Origin of the sequence: Pseudomonas sp. UC 17F4, from assembly GCF_900101695.1 — a bacterium.
Lineage (GTDB): Bacteria > Pseudomonadota > Gammaproteobacteria > Pseudomonadales > Pseudomonadaceae > Aquipseudomonas.
Genome location: NZ_FNKV01000001.1, coordinates 4,280,015 through 4,298,245, shown reverse-complemented (window position 1 = coordinate 4,298,245; position 18,231 = coordinate 4,280,015). Strand labels below are relative to the sequence as shown.

The window sequence follows — 18,231 nt, the reverse complement described above, 5'->3', positions numbered from 1 at the left end:
TCAACAGGAAGAATGAATCCCGGAGGGAACAACGCATGGAGGCATGGCGCACGCGCAGGCGGACGCCAACCGGCCTGCGCCCGCCCACCGCGGGGTTGCCAAACAGAAGCTTCAGGCCGGTCTCCGGGCTTGCGAGGGTCATGAAGGCCTTCACCTTCCCATGCCAGGGCACAGTGGTGTTTCGAAGGCTTCGCTCGCTTACCGTTGCGGGGGCAGCGCCGGACTAGTCATTTACATGACGCACCGGCTTCCCGTTTCACCCTGCGCACGGCGGCGCAGGACACCTGAAACTGGCGCGCATCTGAACACCGAAAACCTTTGCAGTCAACGGCTTGGGCAAATGAGCAGATCAGTTCGCCAGCGCATCGCCACTATCGATTCAACGCCCGCGCTTGCGCGACACCACCGCCTCGATGTTCTTGCGCCCGATCAGCATTGGCTGCTTCGGCTCCTCAAGCCACTTGTACATCACCAGGCTGTCCACCAGCCCCAGGCGCGCATGCCGGTAGGCGTTGGGCAAGCGCCCGACGATGGCAAAGCCGAGCTTCTGCCACAAGGCCACCGCCACCTCGTTGCTGGACACCACCGAGTTGAACTGCATGGCCAGGAAACCCAGTTGCCGCGCCAGGCGCTGCGAGTGTTCGCACATCAAGCGCGCCACGCCGCGGCCACGGGCGGCGTCGCAGACTATGTAGCCGCAATTGCTGACATGGTTGCCGGGGCCGGCGGCATTGGCCTTGAGAAAGTAGGAACCGAGCAGCACGCCATCTTCTTCGGCCACCAGGGTCTGCAACGGTGCGTCGAGCCACAGCTGGCGGGCTTGCTCCTGGCTCATGGCCGGGTCGAATGCGTAGGTTTCGCGGGCGCTGACAATGGCCTGGAAGGTCGGCCAGAAGAGCTCGAAGTCAGCGGCGGTCATGGGGCGGATGTGGATCATGGGGTGTCCTGGAAACGGTTCGCCCGCTAGCTTATGCGAAAACGCCAGGAAGTGGGTGAGGCGCGGCGCAGGCCGCGCACTCAGGGTCGGGCTTACTGCCCGGCCTTGCCCACGGCATCCAGCGCCCGCGCCGAGTACACCAGCGCCGCCCCGGCGTTCATGGCCACGGCCACGCCCAGGGCTTCGGCGATTTCCTCGCGGCTCGCGCCGTGCTTGACCGCCTGGGCCGAATGCACGGCGATGCAGCCGTCGCAGCGGGTGGTGACCGCCACGGCCAGCGAGATCAGCTCGCGGGTCTTGGCATCCAGGTGGTTGGTCTTGGCCCCGGCGCCGCTGGCGGTCATGTAGCCGTTGACCGTGTCGGGAGAGAGTTGCTTGAGATCGCCGATGCCGGCCATCAACTGCTTACGGTAGGCATCCCAGTCCATCATGCTCATTGTCTTCACCTTGGTGTGGTTGGCAACTAGAACAGTGAAGCTAGTTTTTTTGCCGGCGGGGCGCCGTTGGTCGATGGTCGGGGAAAGGCAGGACTTTGGCAGGGGTGCCATCGCGGGGCAAGCCCGCTCCTACAAGGAGCTGGCTTGCCAGCGACAGCGGTCTGAATCAGATGTAGATGAACACCAGCACCAAGGCCGCCACCACTGCCCATTTTTCCAGGTAGTAGCGGGTGCGGTTGCGTTTTTTCAGGGCCTTGCCACGTTCGCGGATCTTGTAGATGCGGGTGAACAGGCGGTTGATGCCGCCGGTTTTGTCGCCGGCATCGTTCGGCGCCGCCGCGGCTGCCATCACGTTCTTGCTGAACCAGCGGTTGAACGCCGTGGCCCAGCGGTACTTGAGCGGGCGCTCGACGTCACAGAAGAGGATGATGCGGTTGTGCTCGGTCTGGTTCGAGGCGTAGTGGATGTAGGTCTCGTCGAAAATCACCCCTTCACCATCGCGCCAGGCGTAGTTCTGGCCGTCGACGCAGATGTAGCAGCCGTCGTCATTGGGTGTATCCAGGCCCAGGTGGTAGCGGTACGAGCCGGCATAGGGGTCGCGGTGGCGCACCAGCTTGGAGCCCGGCGGCAGGGTGGCGAACATCGCCGCCTTGACCGTGCCGATGCCCTGCAGCAACTCGGTGGTGCGCGGGCACAGCTTCATTGCCGACGGGTGGCTCTCGCCGTACCACTTCAGGTAGAAGCGCTTCCAGCCGCTTTTGAAGAACGAGTTGAAGCCGACGTCGTCGTAGTTCTGCGAACTCTTGATTTCGCCGACGTGCAGCAGTTGCTGGGCTTCGGCGCGAATTTCCTGCCAGTTGTCCTGCAACGGCTTGAGCTCGGGGAACGACTCGACCGGCAGGTACGGTTTGGCCGGCAGCTTGGAGAACAGGTACAGAAAGACGTTGACCGGGGCCAGGAAGCTTGAGTGATCACCCAGCTGGCGGGTGACTTTGTGCCTGACTTTGCCTCTGAAATGAACGTAGGCAATCGAGAAAACAAACAGTAAAACGAAGAAGATTTTCATGGGCGGATACTTGTCGATGTGGCGATGCGCCATGGCATAAGCCGGCCAGCATAAACAATCGTGATCACGGTTTGTAGTAATTGTTACCGGTTATGTGTCCGACCATAGTGCTAGGCGCAAGTGTTTGCGTGAACGATTCAGCGGGTGGCTAACGCAGATAAGTTCGTGAGAATTCCAGTCCTCGCCGCCATGGCGTAACTGGCGGTAGAGTCTCAACAACCCCAAAACGCACAGGATGACGAGGCATGGACCCAGGCAATGGCGATACCGGTGAGCCGTTCAAGCGGCTGTTTTTTGCCCTCGATTGCGCACCGCAACAGCGCCGGGCGATTGCCCGCTGGCGCAGCGAGCTGGAACTGGAAAGCGCGCGACCGGTGCCGTCGGCGAACTTTCACCTGACGTTGATGTTCGTCGGTGTGGCGGGCACTGCGCAGTTACCGGCGATTCTGGCCGGCGCAGCGGGCGTGAAGGTGGCCGGCGAACCCCTGACAGTGGTGCTCGACCGTTTGCAGGTGTGGCGCCCGGCCAAGGCGCTGGTGCTGGTGCCCAGCCAGACGCCGGCGGCGTTGCGCCAGCTGGCGTATGCCCTGCAGCAGGCGATGCTGGCGCTGGGTTTTACCGAGGACCCACGGGACTACCGCCCGCACCTGACACTGGCCCGCGACTACCGTGGCAGTGAGCCCGAAGCGCTGGTGCCGGCAGAATTTATCCTGCGCGCGCGGCACTTCAGCTTGTTCGAATCGCGCAAGGGGCAGTACTGGCCGCTGGCGCAGTGGCCGTTGTAGCGCTGTTGCCTGATTGATGCCCGCTCCCACAGAGATCACCTCAAACCTGTAGGAGCGGGCTTGACCCGCGACAGGGCCAGCACTGACAACCTAGAACTGCGGCGTGTACTTCACGCTGAAGGTGAAGTTGCGCGGGTCGCCGAAGTTGTTGTTGCCGTTGAGCTGGTTGTAGGCAGCGATGTAGTAGTGCTTGTCGAACAGGTTGTTGGCGTTCAGCGCCAGGCCCACTTCCGGCGTCAGCTGGTACGCCAGACGCGCGTTCCACACGGCGTAGCCGGGCACGTCGTAGGTGTGCTCGTAGCCCAGGGTATGGGTTTGCGCGGTAAAGCCCAGGCCGGCGCTGGCCTTGCTCCAGTCACCCGGCAGCTGGTAGTTACCCCACATGCGCAACATGTGCTTGGGCGTCCAGGTACTGAACACCTTGCCCTTGTTGTCCGGGTCGTCGAGGTAGGTGGTGGTGTTGTAGGTGTAGCCGGCAAACAGCTGCAGGCCGCTGAGCACTTCGCCGCTGACTTCGGCCTCGATACCCTGGCTGCGCACCTTGCCGGCGGCGGTGGAGCAGTACCAGTCATCGCAGGCAAAGCCTGAGGCAACGTCGGTGATCGCGCGGTTTTCCTGGTCGTAGCGGAACACCGCCAGCGAGGTGTTGACGCGGCCATCGAGCAGTTCGCCCTTGATGCCCATTTCATAGTTGCTGCCAATGATCGGCTTGAGCGCCGCGCCGCCGACTGCACGTTCGGTCTGGGGTACGAAGACGTCGGTGTAGCTGGCATACAGCGACCATTCGCGGCTCAGGTCGTAGATGATGCCGGCGTACGGGGTAACCTCGCCGCTTTCGGTCATGGTGCTGGTCGGGTTGACAGAGACGACACCGGTGCCGCCAAAGTAGTCGCTCGAATCATAGCGGTAGTCGAACCAGCTGACCCGCGAACCGAGTACCAGGGTCAACGGCTCTGCCAGCTTGACCCGCCAGGCGCCATACAGGCCTTTCTGGCGAATGTCGTAGGCGCCGGTCAGGCCCCGCCCGGTGCGTTGTGCCAGCAGGCTTTCGGTGCTGATTTCCGGGCGATGATGGTCGATACCGAAGATGCTGTCGCTGGTGGGATTGAAGGCGCGGGCAAAGCGGTCATCGGTGGTCAGTTTCGAGTAGTTGCCGCCCAGGGTCAGTTCCTGCTCGAAGTTGAAGGCGTCGAACTTGCCCACCAGGTTCATGTCGACACCGACCTTGGTGGAGTCGAAATCGGTGATCCAGTCGGCATAGGTGAGGCCGCTGCCGTCAAGGTTGATGCCGTCGCCGGTGCTTTGTACCCGCTGGTGGGTCGACTTGTTGGTCTCGCTCATGCGAATGGCGCCAACGTGGAATTTCCAGTCGTCGTTGAAGCGGTGCTCGAGGTCGGCGTACAGGGTGGTGACGTCGATCTCCAGGTGGTTCCAGCGCGAGCCGGTGAAGGTCGAGCGCGATACATCCAGACCGCTGCCATCGACATAGCGCGGCAGGCCGCGCAGCATTGGCCGCGACTCGGCATTGGACTGGCTGATCGCCAGGCCCAGGGTGGTGGCCTCGTTCAGGTCAAAGTCCAGCGCGCCGTACAGCGAGTGGGTCTTGCTCCATTCGTAGTCGACGAACGAATCGCTCTGGTCCTCGTCGGCAACGAAGCGCCCGCGCACGGTGCCGGCATCGTTCAACGGGCCGCCGGCGTCCAGTTGCAGGCCGTAGTGGTCCCAGCTGCCGGCCTTGCCGGTGACGGTCACGGTGGGCGCAGCCTGGCCGCGCTTGCGCACCAGGTTGACGGCGCCGCCCGGGCTGCCGGTGCCTTGCAGCAGGCCGGAGGAGCCGCGCAGCACTTCCATGCGGTCGAAGAAGATCAGGTCCTGGGTCGCCCAGTTGCCCAGCGAATAGTTGTTGCGCGGGATCGCCACGCCGTCGTATTGCCAGTCGTCGATCTGAAAACCGCGCGAGGTAATGATCAGGCCCGGGCCCACGCCCTGCAGGCCGACCAGGCCGGTGGTCTGGTTGACCGCGTCCTTGAGGTCGACGATGTTCTGGTCGTCCATCTGCTGGCGGGTCATGACCGTGACCGACTGCGGAATTTCCCGCAGGGTATGGCTGCCCTTGCCAATGGTCGTGGCCCGCGCCGCATAGGAGCCGGTGCCCTCGGTGGTGGCTGGGTCCAGACCGCTGCCGATACCGTTGATATTGGTCGCACCCAGCTCCAGGGCGTTGCCGGCGTCGATGCTCGGCAGCACGCTGAAGTTGCCCTGTTCGGTGACCAGCAACTGCAGGCCGCTGCCGGCCAGGGCCTTTTGCATGGCCTGCACGGCGCTCATCCGGCCGACGATCGCCGGTGCCTGCTTGCCTTGTACCAGCGCCGGGTCCAGGGACACGATGCGCCCGCTCTGGCTGGCGATGGCATTGACGGTGCTGGCCAGGGCGGCGGCGGGCAGGTTGAAGCTCAGGGCCTGTTCCTGGGCCTGGGCGGCGCTGGCCAGCGTGGCCAGGGCCACGGCGACAGGAAGGGCGTGGGACCAAGGGTTGAGCACGGAATTCTCCTGATTATGTTGGCGTGTCAGGAGATAGGTGCAATGAGAAATGAAAACCGGACACAAATACGAGTGATTTGCATAAATTATTTTTGCGCCGGGGTTTTCGCCCCAATCAACGTCAGCCACGGGCTGTAGTGATCGACCTTGAGCGGCAGGGTTTCAGCCAGTGCGGCGAAGGCCCGTTGCGGTTCGTCCAGCGGGAACACCCCTTGCACGCGCAGCCCGCGCACCTCGGGTTCGACCCGGACAAAGCCGCGGTAGTAAGGGCGCAGCGCCTCGACCACCGACTCGAGGGAGTCATCCAGCACGTTCAGGCGCCCACTGAGCCAGTCGGCGCGCTGGCGCTCGCCGTTGCCCAGGGCTTCGATGCGTTCGCCACCGAGCAGCGCGGCCTGGCCTTCCTGCACGTCCAGCTCGCTGCCGTTGAAAAGCCGCGCGCGCACTGAGTGCTCAAGCACCACCAGGCGCGTGGCCTGGGCTTGCTGGCTGACCAGAAAGCGTGTGCCCAGGGCGCGCATTTCGCCCTGAGCGCTGCGCACCCGTAACGGCCGTAGCGGGTCGGCGGCGACCTGGATGATCAGCTCGCCACGGCGCAATATCACCAAGCGCTGCTGGCCATCGAACTGCAAGTCGACGGCGCTGCCGGCGTTCAGGCTCAGGCGGCTGCCATCGGCCAGGGTAAAGTCGCGGCGCTCGCCCTTGGCGGTGCGCAAATCGGCCAGCAGCTCTTGGCCGACCTCACTGCGCGCGCCCAGCCACAGGCCGCCGCCGAGCACACCGATACCGACGAAGGCACGCAGCAGCTCGCGCCGCGAGCCGTTGGTTTGCAGCAGCAATTGGCGCGCCTCACCGGCCTGGCCCGGGGCGCGGCGTTCGAAGTTGCGCACGGTCTGGCAGGCGCCACCCAGACGCTCCTGCAAGCGCGCCCAAGCCTGGGCGTGGGCCGGGTCGCTGCCCAGCCACTGGCTGAACTCGCTGTGCACCTGGGCGTCGGTGTTGCCCGAACTCAGGCGCACCATCCAGTCGATAGCGGCTTCGGCGCTGGGCTCGAGGCGGCGCTGGCTCATGGCGCCAGCTCGCTGAGGTAGCACTGGCTCAGGGCCTGCTTCATGTAGCGGCTGACCGTGCGCTCGGAGATGTCGAGCTTGCGCGCGATATCGACGTAGCTCATGCCGTCGAGCTGGCTGTAGAGGAAGGTGGCCTTGACGATCATCGGCAGGCCGTCGAGCACCTGGTCGATGCTCACCAGCGCCTCGATCAGCAGCAGTTGCTCTTCGGGGGAGGGCGCCAGGGGCTCGGGCAGCGCCGACAAGCGTTCCAGGTAGGCCAGCTCCAGCTGGCGCCGACGATGGCGGTCGAAGATCAGCCGGCGGGCGATGGTCGACAGGTAGGCGCGCGGCTGCTGGATGCTGGCCGGGTCGACCTGGGCGGCGAGCATCTGGCAGAAGGTCTCGGCGGCGGTGTCTTCGGCGTCGGCGCGGTTGCGCAGGCGCTTATGAATATGCTGCAGGAGCCACCGGTGATGGTCGCTGAAAAAGAAGCCCAGCTTGCGGGTGGAAGAGGTTGGCACCGGTTGGCGTTCCCGAAGGTGTGAGTGTGAATCGTTCTCAATCTTACCTGTGCGGAGAGGCATGGTGCAATCACCCGCGTCCGGCCCGCTTTACAATTTACCTACAGATTGTTCCTGGCCGCAGTAATAGGGTGGCGACCAGATAAAAACCAAGAGAAATGCGCATGGACCTGTCGATCGCAGGCCAGCAGTTCAGCCTGCTGGAAAACTTCAAGGACGATACCCGGCTGCGCGCCAGCTTCAACGCCTTGACCCACCAGACCTTCGAATTTGATTTCGAACAGTGGTACCAGGACGGCTATTGGGGCGAAGGCTACCAGCCGTGGGCGTTGGCCCATGACGGGCGCATCGTGGCCAACATCTCGGTCAACCTGATGCATTTTGATGTGCTCGGCGAACCCAGGCGTGGCATCCAGTTGGGCACGGTGATGGTCGCATCGGAGTATCGCGGCCAGGGCCTGAGCCGCGTGTTGCTGGAGCGGGTGCTGGACAGATGGCAGGGCCAGTGCGAACTGGTCTACCTGTTTGCCAACGACACGGTGCTGGATTACTACCCGAAATTCGGTTTTGCGCGGGTGCTCGAACATGAATACAGCGCGGCGCTAACCCCAGCGTACAGGCCTTGCAGCTTCCACCGGGTCGACATGGACGACCTGCTCGAGCGCCAGCGCTTCATCAGCGCGGTTGACAGTGCCGTGCCCGTTGCACGCCTGGCGATGCGCAGCAACCCTGACCAGACGATGTTCTATTGCACGTCGTTTTTCAAAGACTGCGTTCACTACTCGCCAGCGCTGCAGGCCTATGTGGTGATGGAAATCGTCGACGGGGTGATGACGCTCTATGAGGTGTTCGCAAGGCGTGCGCTCGACCTGCAGGCACTGATTGCAGAACTGAGCACACCCCAGACCACCCGGGTGGTGCTGGGGTTTGCGCCGCTGGATAGCAGCGGCTTCGAGGCGCAGCCGCTGGTGTCGGATGACAGCCTGTTCGTGCTCGGCCAGGCCGGCCAATTCATCGAAGACGCCCGGCTGATGTTCCCGTTGCTGTCACACGCCTGAGCCGTTCAGGCCACAACCGGAATCAGCGGATCGGCCGCCGCCAGGGCAACCGCCCGATCGGCTGCGGGCGGGTAGATCCACACCGAGTTGATCTGCTGCTTGAGGGCTTTGGCGTCGTCCTTGATCAGCTTCACCTCACGCTCCCAGCCCTCGGTGTACACCGCGCCCCAGGCCCCCAGGTCCAGGCAGGTGACGTACTTGGGCTGGCGGTATGGCGTCGGCTCGACGCCAAGCAGGTCGGCGGCGACGTTGTTGCCCGAGTGGCGGCCCAGGGCGATGGCGTGCTGGCAGGTCATCAAGGCGTGGTTGCCCAGGTCGTCGGTGGCGGCGTAGGCCACGTCACCGGTGGCGAATACATGCTCTTGGCCAATGACCTTGAGGTTGTCATCGACATGCAGGCGGCCATGGCCATCGCGTTGCCCCGGGACTTGTGCGGTGAGGGCGCTGGCGCGCACGCCGACGGTCCAGACCACGGTGGCGGCCTCGATGCGCTGGCCGTCGGCGAGGGTCACGCCGTCGGCATCGACGCCAGCCACCGAGGCATTCAGGCGCCACTCCACCCCCAGCGCCGTGCAGGCTTCGATGATCGCCGGGCTGATGCCTTCGCCCAGGGCGGCGCCGATCTTGTTGCCGCGATCGACGATGATCACCTGCACCTGGGCATCCTCGCCGAGCACCGCGCGCAGGCGGGCGGGCATTTCGGTGGCGGTCTCGATGCCGGTGAAGCCGCCGCCGGCCACTACCACGGTATTGCGCGCCTTTGACGCAGGCCGCTGGGCCAGGGCTTCGATGTGCTGCTCCAGGCGGCTGGCCGATTCGATCTGGTCGACGTCGAAGGCGTACTGCTCAAGCCCGGCCAGCGCTGGGCGGACCACACCGCTGCCGCTGGCCATGACCAGCCGATCGTAGCCCAGCACCTGCGGGCGGCCCTGGCCGTCGCGGTAGCCGACGCGCTTTTCGGCCACATCGATCTGGTCCACCGCGCCCTGGATGAAGTTCACCCCCACCGCGGCAAACAGCTCGGCCAGCGGCGCTTTCAACTGCTGCACAGCGGTTTCGTAGAAGCGCGGGCGGATGCGCAGTTCGGCTTGCGGTGCGAGCACGCTGACAGTGACATCGTTGCGCCCGTGCTGGTCCAGCAGGCGGCTGGCGCTGAGGGCGCTCCACATACCGCCGAAGCCGGCGCCGATGATCAGGATGTGCTGTTTCATGTTCTGCTCCGAGAAAAAAGGGCTGTTGTTTGCCGGACGCAGGGTGTTGTTGCCCGCACCGGATAACTCCGACTGTATTGGTCGTAGTTAAATGACGCAAGCATTTTCTTAACGCCTATGCGTTAAGCCTTGGATTTGCTGGTGCTCAGGATGAACTGCTAGTATTGGCGACAAATAAAGTCGGAGATGGTCATGTCCCTGTATAGCGCCGGCGTCGAGTACGGCTTGCACTGCCTGCTGTTTCTGGTCGACGACCTGGGCGAAAGCCGGGAAGCCAGTGTGCGTGACCTGGCCGAGCTGCAGGGGGTGCCCCATGAATACCTGGCCAAGGTCTTTACCAAGCTCGCCAAGGCCAGGCTGGTGGTGGCCACCGAGGGTGTGCGGGGTGGCTTCCGGCTGGCCCGGCCGGCGGATGAAATCACCGTGCTGGATATCGTCACGGCCATCGACGGGCACAAGGCGATCTTTGATTGTCGCGACGTGCGTGACCGCTGCACGCTGTTCGACGGCGCGCCGCCGGCCTGGGCCATCGATGGCACCTGCGCCATTCACGCGGTGATGCTCACCGCACAAAAACGCATGGAAGAAGCCCTGGCCCAGCAGACTATCCTCGACCTGTCGCGGCGCCTGGGGCGCAAGGCACCGGCGGAGTTTTCCACCCAGGTGGTGAAGTGGATCAACGAGCGCCGCGACAGCAAGTAAGGCGCTTCAGGCGGGTTCGGCGACCTCGGCGAACAATCTGCGGCCGTGCTCGAACATGCGCTGCAGGTGGGCGCCGGGGTCGGCGCTTTCCGATTCCAGCAGCAGGGTCGAGCTCACCACGCGGGCGCCGCAATAATCGAAGATGCCGTGATCGATCTGGGTCTTCATCGCCTGCCCGTAGCCATGCTTGCTGAAGGTTGCCGCATCGGCGCCGCCAACGCCCACCAGGTGCACGTTCAAGCGGCCCAGCATTTTTACCATCGGCGCTTCGGTGCTGAAGTCGAACGCCCAGCCATTGCTGAATACCCGGTCGATCCAGCCTTTGAGCAGCGCCGGCATCGACCACCAATACACCGGAAACACCAGCACCAGCGCATCGCTGCGGTCGATGCGCGCCTGCTCGGCCAGCACATCGGCGCCAGGCGCTGCAGTGCGTTGGTGAACCGCGTGGTCGGCGGCGGCGAACACCGGGTTGAAACCTTCGGCGAACAGGTCGGCGAGCTCGGCGCTATGGCCGTTTTGTGCCAGGCCTTCGACCACCTTGGCGGCCAGGCTGTGGGTGAGTGACTGCGGGTCATGATGAGCGACAACAACAAGCGCGTGCATGGCAAGGGCTCCTGCAGATTGCGGGGAAAGGGTGAAACTTGTAAGCTGGGCGTAAGTTACTTTTGGTAAGTTACTTTTGGTAGGTAAGCATGTCAAGCGATCCGCAACCTCGTCGGCGTCTGTCGCGCGAAGACCGTCAGCAACAACTGCTGGAGGTGGCCTGGCGCCTGGTCCGCGAAGAGGGTACCGAGGCGCTGACTCTGGGCCGACTGGCGGAATTGGCCGGGGTTACAAAGCCGGTGGTGTATGACCATTTTGGTACCCGCTCAGGCTTGCTGGCGGCGTTGTACCAGTGTTACGACGAGCGCCAGACTGCGGTGATGGACGCCGCCCTGGCCGCGTGCGAGCCGACGCTTGAGAGCAGCGCTGCAGTGCTTGCCAATTGCTACGTCGACTGCGTGTTGACCCAGGGCCGGGAGATACCCGGAGTGATTGCTGCGCTGGCCAGCTCGCCAGAGCTTGAACAGATCAAGCGCGAGTACGAGGCAGTGTTCATGGAAAAATGCCGGGCGCTGCTGGCGCCGTTCAGTGCCAGCGGCGCGATTGCCGTGGCCGGATTGCGGGCGATGATCGGCGCGGCGGAGGCGTTGTCGCATGCGGCGGCGAATGCTGAAATTAGCGCCGAGCAGGCGCAGCGCGAATTGTTCGAAACCATCAAGGCGATGGTGCTGCGCAGTTAAATTGCATCGCGACAAGGATGAAAATATGGACATTGAAGCAATCAAACAACGCCTGGCCAAACCCGCCACGCGCTTTTTTGCCGGCGGCTTTCGCCCGACCAACAGCGATGAAGAAAGCTGGCTCGGCCGGGTGTTCCTCTACGGCCCAGACGAAGGCGTACCGACCAACGCCGCTGGCGAGCCCCTGTTGCCCGTGGCCCAGTTCCACCTGCCGAGCCTGCCGTTCAGCAGCCCGCTGCTCAAGGACATCCGCGTTCTCACCCTGTTCGTCGGTTACCCGTTCCCGGATGAATTCGAGCCCATGGGCAACAACTGGCTGATCCGCGAATACCGCGCCGACGACGAGCTGGTGCGCAAGGACCTGCCGGTCGCCAACTCCTTTCTCAAGGCCTTCCCGCTGCGCGCTGAAAAACTCGCCGAGGACTATCCGCTGTGGGACGGCGGCGGTGTGCCGGATGAATTGGTCACCGAGATCGTCAAGCTCGAACAGGCAGGGGACATCGAGTGCTACTACGAGGTCATCACCCACGCCTACGAGCACAAGATTGGCGGCTATCCGTCGTTCTGTCAGTCGGGCGTGGACCCGGGCGACGGCTTTGAGTTCGTCTTCCAGGTCTCATCCGATGCCAAGATCAACCTCAACGTGATCGACAGCGGCAGCCTGATGTTCTTCAAGCACCGCGACAGCGGCGAGTGGACGATCTACTACGACTTCTATTGAGCTAGTGCGACTCGCCGTTGCGCGGCTTGTAGAACAGAAACTCGCTGGTCTCGGCTGTTCGGGCAAAGGTCTTCGACCAGTCGGGGCGCACATGGCGGTCGTGAAAGTACAGGGCGCCACCGGTGCGATCCGGCAGTTGTTTGTTAAGCGCCTTGCGCGCTATTTCCTTGGCCAGGGTGTAGCGCACCTCTTCCTGAACAGCGTCCGAGCGGCCATCGCACCACCAGGAGAACTGGCAGGCGCCGGTCTCCGAGCCCTGCTTGACCACGCCGCAGACCGAATCGGGAAAGCCCGCGTGGCCAACCCGGTTCATCACCACATTGGCCACCGCCTCCATGTCGGCTGATTCGCCGCCCTTGGACTCCCAGTAGATGCTGCGCGCCAGGCAGGTGATGGCATCATCCAGCGCGGCTGCACCAGCCGGGTCGACGGCCTGGACTTCGGTCTTGGTGATGGCTTGGGATTTGGGCGCGGGTGGGGCATCGGGGTTGCTGGCAGCTTTTTGCTCCAGCACCTGGGCTTTTTCTTCGGCCACCTGGGCCTTGGAGTCGGCCGCCAATGTCAGGGCGCTGGAAAACGTCAGTACCAGGCAAGTTGCAATTGTTAGCAGGCGCATGCTCGAACCTTTGATTGGCCTGGGAGTGGAACTTCCCGTTACTGGATCGACCGCAAGGAACTCAAAACATTCCCGCTGTCAGACGACGGGCAACTTCGGGCATCATCTACGCAGTCCGTTCAAGGGAGATTTCCATGCGCGTCACTTCACCTGTTGCATCGCTGGCGTTGTTGTCGCTGGGCCTGGCGTTTAGCGTGACCGCCCAGGCCAGCGACGAGTCGCAGCTGATCGAGTCGATCAACGCCTACCGCAGCCAGGCCCAGCGTTGCGCAGGCCAGGGGTCGATGGAGCTGCCGCCGCTGGCCATCGACCCGCGCCTGATGCTGCCGGCCAACAGCATGGGCGACCTGCGCGAGGCTTTGGCGCAAAACAGCTACCCGATGGTCAACGTCCAGGCCATCAGCCTGTCCGGGCCGCGCGATGCGCAGGCGGCGATGCAGGCGGTGCGCGAAAGCTTCTGCCAGGTGGTACTCGACCCGCAGTTCGTTGATGTCGGCGTCAGCCGCGAGGGCCGCGACTGGCGCATCGTGCTGGCGCGGCCGCTGCTGGCCGGGCGCCTGGGCGACTGGCAGGCCGAAGGGCAGAAGGTCCTGGAGATGATCAACACAGCGCGTAGCCAGGCCCGCCAGTGCGGCGGCCAAGCGTTCAATGCGACCACGGCGCTGGCCTGGAACACTACCCTGGCCGGCGCCGCCGAAAGCCACACGCGGGCCATGGCCAACAACAACTTCTTCGATCACAAGGACCGCGACGGTCGCACTCCGGGGGATCGCGCCGAGCTTGCCGGGTATGCCGGCCAGCAGGTCGGCGAGAACATCGCCGCCGGCCAGGACACCCCGCGCAAGGTGGTCGATGGCTGGCTGGCCAGCCCCGGCCACTGCGCCAACCTGATGAACCCGCAGTTCAGCGAGCTGGGCGCAGCTTATGCGGTCGACCCCAAAAGCGACGCCGGGATCTACTGGACAGCGATGTTCGGCGCGCCGTAAACCGCCCTAGTGCTCAAGCCCGGCGCGCTTGAGCAATTGCTTGCAGCGTTCGGACAGGTGCACCACGCGCAGGTGCTTGCCGTTGTTGCTATAGCGCTCGCGCAGGGTCTTGAGCGCGGCGATCGCCGAGTAGTCGACAACGTTCAGGTGACGGCAGTCGAGGGTCACCTGAGGCGGGTCATTGGCCGGGTCGAACTGGTTGAGGAACGGCGTGGTCGAGGCGAAGAACAGGGTGCCGTGGACCTTGTACAGTTTGCTGCCGTCGCTCTCGTCGTGGCTGTCGGCATACAGCTCACGGGCCTGCTGCCAGGCAAAGTTGAGCGCGGCGATGACGATGCCGCACAGCACCGCAGTGGCAAGGTCGGTAAACACCGTGACCAGGGTCACGGCGATGATCGCCAGCACATCGTTGACCGGCACCTTGTGCAGCACCCGCAACGACGCCCACGAGAAGGTCTGCTGGGCCACCACGAACATCACCCCGACCAGCGCTGCCAGCGGAATGCGCTCGATCAGCGGAGACAGGAACAGCACGAACATCAGGATCATCACCCCGGCAACCACTCCCGACAGCCGCCCTCGGCCGCCGGAGCTCAGGTTGATGGCGGTCTGGCCGATCATCGCGCAACCGCCCATGCCGCCGAACAGCCCGCTGGTCATGTTGGCCACGCCCAGGGCTACGCATTCGCGGTCGGGGTGGCCGCGGGTCTCGGTGATTTCATCGGTGAGGTTCAGGGTCAGCAGGGTTTCCAGCAGGCCGACCAGGGCCATGAGCAGCGCATAAGGGGCGATGACCTGCAGAGTCTCGAGGTTCCACGGCACCTGCGGCCAGCTCCAGGCCGGCAGGCCGCCGGCGATGTGGGCAAGATCGCCGAGGGTGCGGGTCGGCAGGTCGAGCAGGTAGACGCCGGCACCGACGCCGAGAATGGCGATCAACGCCGGCGGCACGCTGCGGGTCAGGCGCGGCAACAGGTAGACAATCGCCATGGTCAGGGCCACTAGCCCCAGCATCAGGTACAGCGGTGCACCGCTGAGCCAGGCGCCATCGGCCTTGAAGTGCTCAAGCTGGGCCAGGGCAATGATGATCGCCAGGCCGTTGACGAAGCCGAGCATCACCGAATACGGCACCATGCGCACCAGTTTGCCCAGGCGCAGCAGGCCGAAGGCGATCATGATCAGCCCGCCGAGCAGCACCGTCGCCAGCAGGTACTGCACGCCGTGGGTGACCACCAGGGCGACGATGACCACGGCCATGGACCCGGCCGCGCCGGAAATCATCCCCGGGCGCCCGCCGAGCAGGGCGGTCAGGGTGCAGATGATGAAGGCGCCATACAGGCCCATCAACGGGTTGAGGTGCGCCACCAAGGCGAAGGCGATGCACTCGGGCACCAGGGCGAAGGCTGTGGTGAGTCCTGCCAGGACATCGGCGCGTAGCGGGGTTGTTCTCATGACTTACCTGAAGAGCGGCCCGGCAGCGGGGTGCTGCCGGGGCAAAAAGCGCAGGATGCTACGTAATTTGCCGATCGCAAGCCAGCGCCCTGGCGAGGAATCCCGCCGTGTGGCTGTCCTTGCACGCCGCCACCTGCGCTGGCGGCCCGCTGACCACCACCTTGCCGCCGGCGCTACCGGCCCCGGGGCCGATATCGATCACCCAGTCGCTCTGGGCCACCACGCGCATGTCGTGCTCGACCACGATCACCGTGTGCCCGGCCTCGACCAGGCGCTGCAGTTGCACCAGCAAACGGTCGATGTCCTGCGGGTGCAGGCCGGTGGTGGGTTCGTCCAGCACGTAGAGGGTGGCGCCGCGGGCCAGGCGTTGCAGCTCGGTGGCTAGCTTGATGCGCTGGGCTTCGCCGCCCGACAGCTCGGTGGCCGGCTGGCCCAGGCGCAAATAACCCAGGCCGATGTCCTGCAGCACCCGCAGGGCGCGGCTGATCGCTGGCTGTTCGGCAAAGCGCTGGCTGGCCTGGTCGACGGTCAGTTGCAGTACCTGGGCGATGTTCAAGTCTTGCCAGGTGATGGCCAGGGTCTGGGGGTTGTAGCGGTCGCCATGGCAGGTCGGGCAGGGCGCATAGACACTGGGCATGAACAATAGCTCGACGCTGACAAAGCCTTCGCCTTCGCAGGTCTCGCAGCGGCCCTTGGCGACGTTGAACGAGAACTGCCCGGCATCGAAACCTTGGGCTTGTGCATCGGGCGTTGCCGCAAACAGCTTGCGCACGTGATCGAACAGGCCGGTGTAGGTCGCCAGGTTCGAGCGCGGCGTGCGGCCGATGGGCTTCTGGTCCACCGGCACCAGGCGGCGGATATGCTCAAGGCCGGCGCTGATCCAGCCGTCGCTGGTTTGTTCGGGTGGGTCTTCCAGGCTCTGTTCTGCGACATCCTCCTGACTGCGGGCCTGGCCCAGGTGCTCGCCGAGCAGGTCGAGCAGCGCCTGGCTGACCAGGCTCGATTTGCCCGAGCCGGAAATCCCGGTGACCGCGCTGAAGCAGCCGAGCGGGAAGGCCACCGCCAGTTGCTCGAGGTTGTTGCGGGTGACGCCTTCAAGTTGCAGCCATGCCTGGGGCGTGCGCGGCGGGCGAACCTGGGGGGGATTTTCGTTGAACAGGTAAGTGCGGGTGCGCGAGGCCTCGACCTTGGCCAGGCCTGCCGGCGGGCCGCTGTACAGCACCTGGCCGCCGTGCTCGCCGGCGTCCGGGCCGACGTCCACCAGCCAGTCGGCGCGGCGCATGGTGTCCAGGTCATGCTCGACCACATACACCGAGTTGCCCGCCTGCTTGAGCCGCTGCAAGGCCGTGAACAGCGCTTCGCTATCAGCCGGATGCAGCCCGGCCGAGGGCTCGTCGAGCACGTAGATCACCCCGAACAGCTGCGAGTTGAGCTGGGTGGCCAGGCGCAGGCGTTGCAGCTCGCCCGACGACAAGGTCGGTGTGCTGCGTTCCAGGTCCAGGTAACCCAGGCCCAGGTCGATCAGGGTGCTGATGCGCTCCAGCAACTCGGCGGCGATGCGCTGCGCAGCCAGGCGTTTTTCCACCGACAGGTTGGGCGTGTGGCGCACATCCGCACCGCCTTCATGGGGGTTGTCGCCGCGGGCGGCGCGTTGCTCGCGGGCCTGTCGGGTTTGCGCGTGGCTGAGCACAGCGCCGGCTTCTTCAGGCTGCTTGAGGTAATCGGTATTGGCGACGGTCTTGAGCAGTTCGGCCAGGTCAAGCAGTGGCAGGCGCGACAGCTCAGTAATGTCCTTGCCGGCAAAGGTCACCGTCAGCGCCTCGGCTTTCAGACGCTTGCCGGCGCAGGCCGGGCAGGGGCTGGCGCGCATGAAGGCGGACACGCGCTTGCGCATCAGCGCACTTTGCGAATGGGTGAAGGTGTGCAGCACGTAGCGCCGGGCACCGCTGAAGGTGCCCTGGTAGCTGGGTTCGAGTTTGCGCTTGAGCGCCTGGCGGGTTTGCGCCGGGGTCAGGCCGGCGTACACCGGCACCGTCGGGGTTTCTTCGGTGAAGAGAATCCAGTCGCGCTGCGCCTGGGGCAGGTCGCGCCAGGGGATGTCGACGTCATAGCCGAGGGTCACGAGGATGTCGCGCAGGTTCTGCCCCTGCCAGGCCATGGGCCAGGACGCCACCGCCCGTTCGCGGATGGTCAACGACGGGTCGGGCACCATCGACGCCTCGCTGACATCGAACACCCGGCCCAGGCCATGGCATTCGGCGCAGGCGCCTTGCGGGGTATTGGCCGAGAAGTCTTCGGCGAACAGCATCGGCTGCTCGGCCGGGTAGCTGCCGGCGCGCGAGTAGAGCATGCGGATCAGGCTCGACAGGGTGGTGACGCTGCCGACCGACGAGCGCGCGCTGGGCGTGCCGCGTTGCTGCTGCAGGGCCACCGCCGGCGGCAGGCCTTCGATGGAATCCACTGCCGGCACCCCGACCTGATCGATCAAGCGCCGCGCATAGGGCGCCACCGATTCGAAATAGCGACGCTGGGCTTCGGCATACAAGGTGGAGAACGCCAGCGACGACTTGCCCGAGCCCGACACCCCGGTGAACACCACCAGCGCATCGCGGGGAATGTCGACGTCGACATTCTTCAGGTTGTGCTCACGGGCGCCGCGCACCCGCACACAACCGGCGGGGTTGGCACTGACTACTGGTTTTGCACACATGACGATATTCTTCCCTGCTGAGCGATCCGCGTAAGTGGCAGACCGCCGAGCATGGCGCCAGTGCCGTCGATTTTCAAACAAATGAGGGGCCGCTTCGCGCTCCATCGCCGGCAAGGCCGGCTGCCACAATAGTCCTGTGTGCACCAGACCTGT

17 protein-coding genes and 1 riboswitch are annotated in these 18,231 nt (G+C 64.6%); of the genes, 6 read left to right on the top strand and 11 right to left on the bottom strand.

Annotated features, from left to right (window positions below; translation table 11 throughout):
* Positions 1–96 precede the first annotated feature (96 nt).
* Positions 97–303, bottom strand: a riboswitch (cobalamin riboswitch).
* Positions 304–379: 76 nt separating this feature from the next.
* The 3 genes from BLR26_RS19520 to lpxO all read right to left on the bottom strand — a co-directional run bounded on the left by BLR26_RS19520 (position 380) and on the right by lpxO (position 2,440).
* Complete coding sequence (locus BLR26_RS19520; protein WP_093384426.1) at positions 380–937, bottom strand: GNAT family N-acetyltransferase; 558 nt, start codon at positions 935–937, stop codon at positions 380–382.
* Positions 938–1,029: 92 nt separating this feature from the next.
* Complete coding sequence (locus BLR26_RS19515; protein ID WP_045201258.1) at positions 1,030–1,374, bottom strand: carboxymuconolactone decarboxylase family protein; 345 nt, start codon at positions 1,372–1,374, stop codon at positions 1,030–1,032.
* 166 nt (positions 1,375–1,540) lie between these two features.
* On the bottom strand, positions 1,541–2,440 hold the full coding sequence (gene lpxO / locus BLR26_RS19510) for a lipid A hydroxylase LpxO (RefSeq protein ID WP_045201333.1): 900 nt from the start codon (positions 2,438–2,440) through the stop codon (positions 1,541–1,543).
* A 245-nt stretch (positions 2,441–2,685) separates the two neighbouring features.
* Between lpxO and thpR the strand changes: the two genes are divergently transcribed.
* The gene (gene thpR / locus BLR26_RS19505; RefSeq protein WP_093384422.1) at positions 2,686–3,225 is read left to right on the top strand and encodes an RNA 2',3'-cyclic phosphodiesterase; all 540 of its coding nucleotides are present in this window, start codon (positions 2,686–2,688) and stop codon (positions 3,223–3,225) included.
* A gap of 90 nt (positions 3,226–3,315) precedes the next feature.
* Here the strand turns inward: thpR and BLR26_RS19500 are convergent, their stop codons facing one another.
* The 3 genes from BLR26_RS19500 to BLR26_RS19490 form a co-directional block, all read right to left on the bottom strand.
* On the bottom strand, positions 3,316–5,766 hold the full coding sequence (locus tag BLR26_RS19500; RefSeq protein WP_093384417.1) for a TonB-dependent siderophore receptor: 2,451 nt from the start codon (positions 5,764–5,766) through the stop codon (positions 3,316–3,318).
* A gap of 86 nt (positions 5,767–5,852) precedes the next feature.
* The gene (locus BLR26_RS19495; RefSeq protein WP_093384414.1) at positions 5,853–6,836 is read right to left on the bottom strand and encodes a FecR domain-containing protein; all 984 of its coding nucleotides are present in this window, start codon (positions 6,834–6,836) and stop codon (positions 5,853–5,855) included.
* Positions 6,833–7,339: a sigma-70 family RNA polymerase sigma factor gene (locus BLR26_RS19490; RefSeq protein ID WP_045201262.1), complete on the bottom strand. Its 507-nt coding sequence runs from the start codon at positions 7,337–7,339 to the stop codon at positions 6,833–6,835. The genes BLR26_RS19495 and BLR26_RS19490 overlap by 4 nt, the downstream gene beginning before the upstream one ends.
* Positions 7,340–7,503: 164 nt before the next feature.
* Here BLR26_RS19490 and BLR26_RS19485 point away from each other — a divergent pair, with 164 nt between their 5' ends.
* Positions 7,504–8,397, top strand: a complete 894-nt coding sequence (locus BLR26_RS19485) for a GNAT family N-acetyltransferase (protein ID WP_176794273.1) — start codon at positions 7,504–7,506, stop codon at positions 8,395–8,397.
* A gap of 5 nt (positions 8,398–8,402) precedes the next feature.
* Here the strand turns inward: BLR26_RS19485 and BLR26_RS19480 are convergent, their stop codons facing one another.
* Positions 8,403–9,608, bottom strand: a complete 1,206-nt coding sequence (locus BLR26_RS19480) for an NAD(P)/FAD-dependent oxidoreductase (protein ID WP_093384407.1) — start codon at positions 9,606–9,608, stop codon at positions 8,403–8,405.
* A gap of 192 nt (positions 9,609–9,800) precedes the next feature.
* Here BLR26_RS19480 and BLR26_RS19475 point away from each other — a divergent pair, with 192 nt between their 5' ends.
* Positions 9,801–10,310: an RrF2 family transcriptional regulator gene (locus BLR26_RS19475; RefSeq protein ID WP_045201334.1), complete on the top strand. Its 510-nt coding sequence runs from the start codon at positions 9,801–9,803 to the stop codon at positions 10,308–10,310.
* 6 nt (positions 10,311–10,316) lie between these two features.
* On the opposite strand, the gene BLR26_RS19470 is transcribed toward BLR26_RS19475, so the two are convergent.
* Positions 10,317–10,916: an NAD(P)H-dependent oxidoreductase gene (locus tag BLR26_RS19470; RefSeq protein ID WP_093384403.1), complete on the bottom strand. Its 600-nt coding sequence runs from the start codon at positions 10,914–10,916 to the stop codon at positions 10,317–10,319.
* A gap of 89 nt (positions 10,917–11,005) precedes the next feature.
* On the opposite strand from BLR26_RS19470, the gene BLR26_RS19465 reads away from it, so the two are divergent.
* Entirely contained in the window at positions 11,006–11,596 is a 591-nt protein-coding gene (locus tag BLR26_RS19465; RefSeq protein ID WP_093384399.1) for a TetR/AcrR family transcriptional regulator, read from the top strand.
* A 25-nt stretch (positions 11,597–11,621) separates the two neighbouring features.
* Positions 11,622–12,317 carry a DUF1963 domain-containing protein gene (locus tag BLR26_RS19460; RefSeq protein WP_093384395.1) on the top strand — a complete coding sequence of 232 codons (696 nt, stop codon included), beginning with the start codon at positions 11,622–11,624 and terminating at the stop codon, positions 12,315–12,317.
* 1 nt (position 12,318) lies between these two features.
* Here the strand turns inward: BLR26_RS19460 and BLR26_RS19455 are convergent, their stop codons facing one another.
* Positions 12,319–12,933, bottom strand: coding sequence for a cell wall hydrolase (locus BLR26_RS19455; protein WP_093384391.1), 615 nt, complete (start codon positions 12,931–12,933; stop codon positions 12,319–12,321).
* Between the two features lie 134 nt (positions 12,934–13,067).
* On the opposite strand from BLR26_RS19455, the gene BLR26_RS19450 reads away from it, so the two are divergent.
* Positions 13,068–13,919: a CAP domain-containing protein gene (locus BLR26_RS19450; protein WP_093384386.1), complete on the top strand. Its 852-nt coding sequence runs from the start codon at positions 13,068–13,070 to the stop codon at positions 13,917–13,919.
* 6 nt (positions 13,920–13,925) lie between these two features.
* Here BLR26_RS19450 and BLR26_RS19445 read toward each other — a convergent pair whose 3' ends face one another.
* On the bottom strand, positions 13,926–15,368 hold the full coding sequence (locus BLR26_RS19445; protein ID WP_093384381.1) for a SulP family inorganic anion transporter: 1,443 nt from the start codon (positions 15,366–15,368) through the stop codon (positions 13,926–13,928).
* Between the two features lie 58 nt (positions 15,369–15,426).
* On the bottom strand, positions 15,427–18,078 hold the full coding sequence (locus tag BLR26_RS19440) for an excinuclease ABC subunit UvrA (RefSeq protein WP_045201271.1): 2,652 nt from the start codon (positions 18,076–18,078) through the stop codon (positions 15,427–15,429).
* Positions 18,079–18,231: the final 153 nt, after the last annotated feature.

Bases quoted from the DNA above. Each gene is read 5' to 3' on its own strand.
- BLR26_RS19445 (WP_093384381.1), bottom strand. From the start codon at position 15,368: ATGAGAACAACCCCGCTACGCGCCGATGTCCTGGCAGGACTCACCACA.
- BLR26_RS19440 (WP_045201271.1), bottom strand. From the start codon at position 18,078: ATGTGTGCAAAACCAGTAGTCAGTGCCAACCCCGCCGGTTGTGTGCGG.
- thpR (WP_093384422.1), top strand. From the start codon at position 2,686: ATGGACCCAGGCAATGGCGATACCGGTGAGCCGTTCAAGCGGCTGTTT.
- lpxO (WP_045201333.1), bottom strand. From the start codon at position 2,440: ATGAAAATCTTCTTCGTTTTACTGTTTGTTTTCTCGATTGCCTACGTT.
- BLR26_RS19515 (WP_045201258.1), bottom strand. From the start codon at position 1,374: ATGAGCATGATGGACTGGGATGCCTACCGTAAGCAGTTGATGGCCGGC.
- BLR26_RS19520 (WP_093384426.1), bottom strand. From the start codon at position 937: ATGATCCACATCCGCCCCATGACCGCCGCTGACTTCGAGCTCTTCTGG.
- BLR26_RS19495 (WP_093384414.1), bottom strand. From the start codon at position 6,836: ATGAGCCAGCGCCGCCTCGAGCCCAGCGCCGAAGCCGCTATCGACTGG.
- BLR26_RS19470 (WP_093384403.1), bottom strand. From the start codon at position 10,916: ATGCACGCGCTTGTTGTTGTCGCTCATCATGACCCGCAGTCACTCACC.
- BLR26_RS19485 (WP_176794273.1), top strand. From the start codon at position 7,504: ATGGACCTGTCGATCGCAGGCCAGCAGTTCAGCCTGCTGGAAAACTTC.
- BLR26_RS19465 (WP_093384399.1), top strand. From the start codon at position 11,006: ATGTCAAGCGATCCGCAACCTCGTCGGCGTCTGTCGCGCGAAGACCGT.
- BLR26_RS19480 (WP_093384407.1), bottom strand. From the start codon at position 9,608: ATGAAACAGCACATCCTGATCATCGGCGCCGGCTTCGGCGGTATGTGG.
- BLR26_RS19450 (WP_093384386.1), top strand. From the start codon at position 13,068: ATGCGCGTCACTTCACCTGTTGCATCGCTGGCGTTGTTGTCGCTGGGC.
- BLR26_RS19455 (WP_093384391.1), bottom strand. From the start codon at position 12,933: ATGCGCCTGCTAACAATTGCAACTTGCCTGGTACTGACGTTTTCCAGC.
- BLR26_RS19475 (WP_045201334.1), top strand. From the start codon at position 9,801: ATGTCCCTGTATAGCGCCGGCGTCGAGTACGGCTTGCACTGCCTGCTG.
- BLR26_RS19460 (WP_093384395.1), top strand. From the start codon at position 11,622: ATGGACATTGAAGCAATCAAACAACGCCTGGCCAAACCCGCCACGCGC.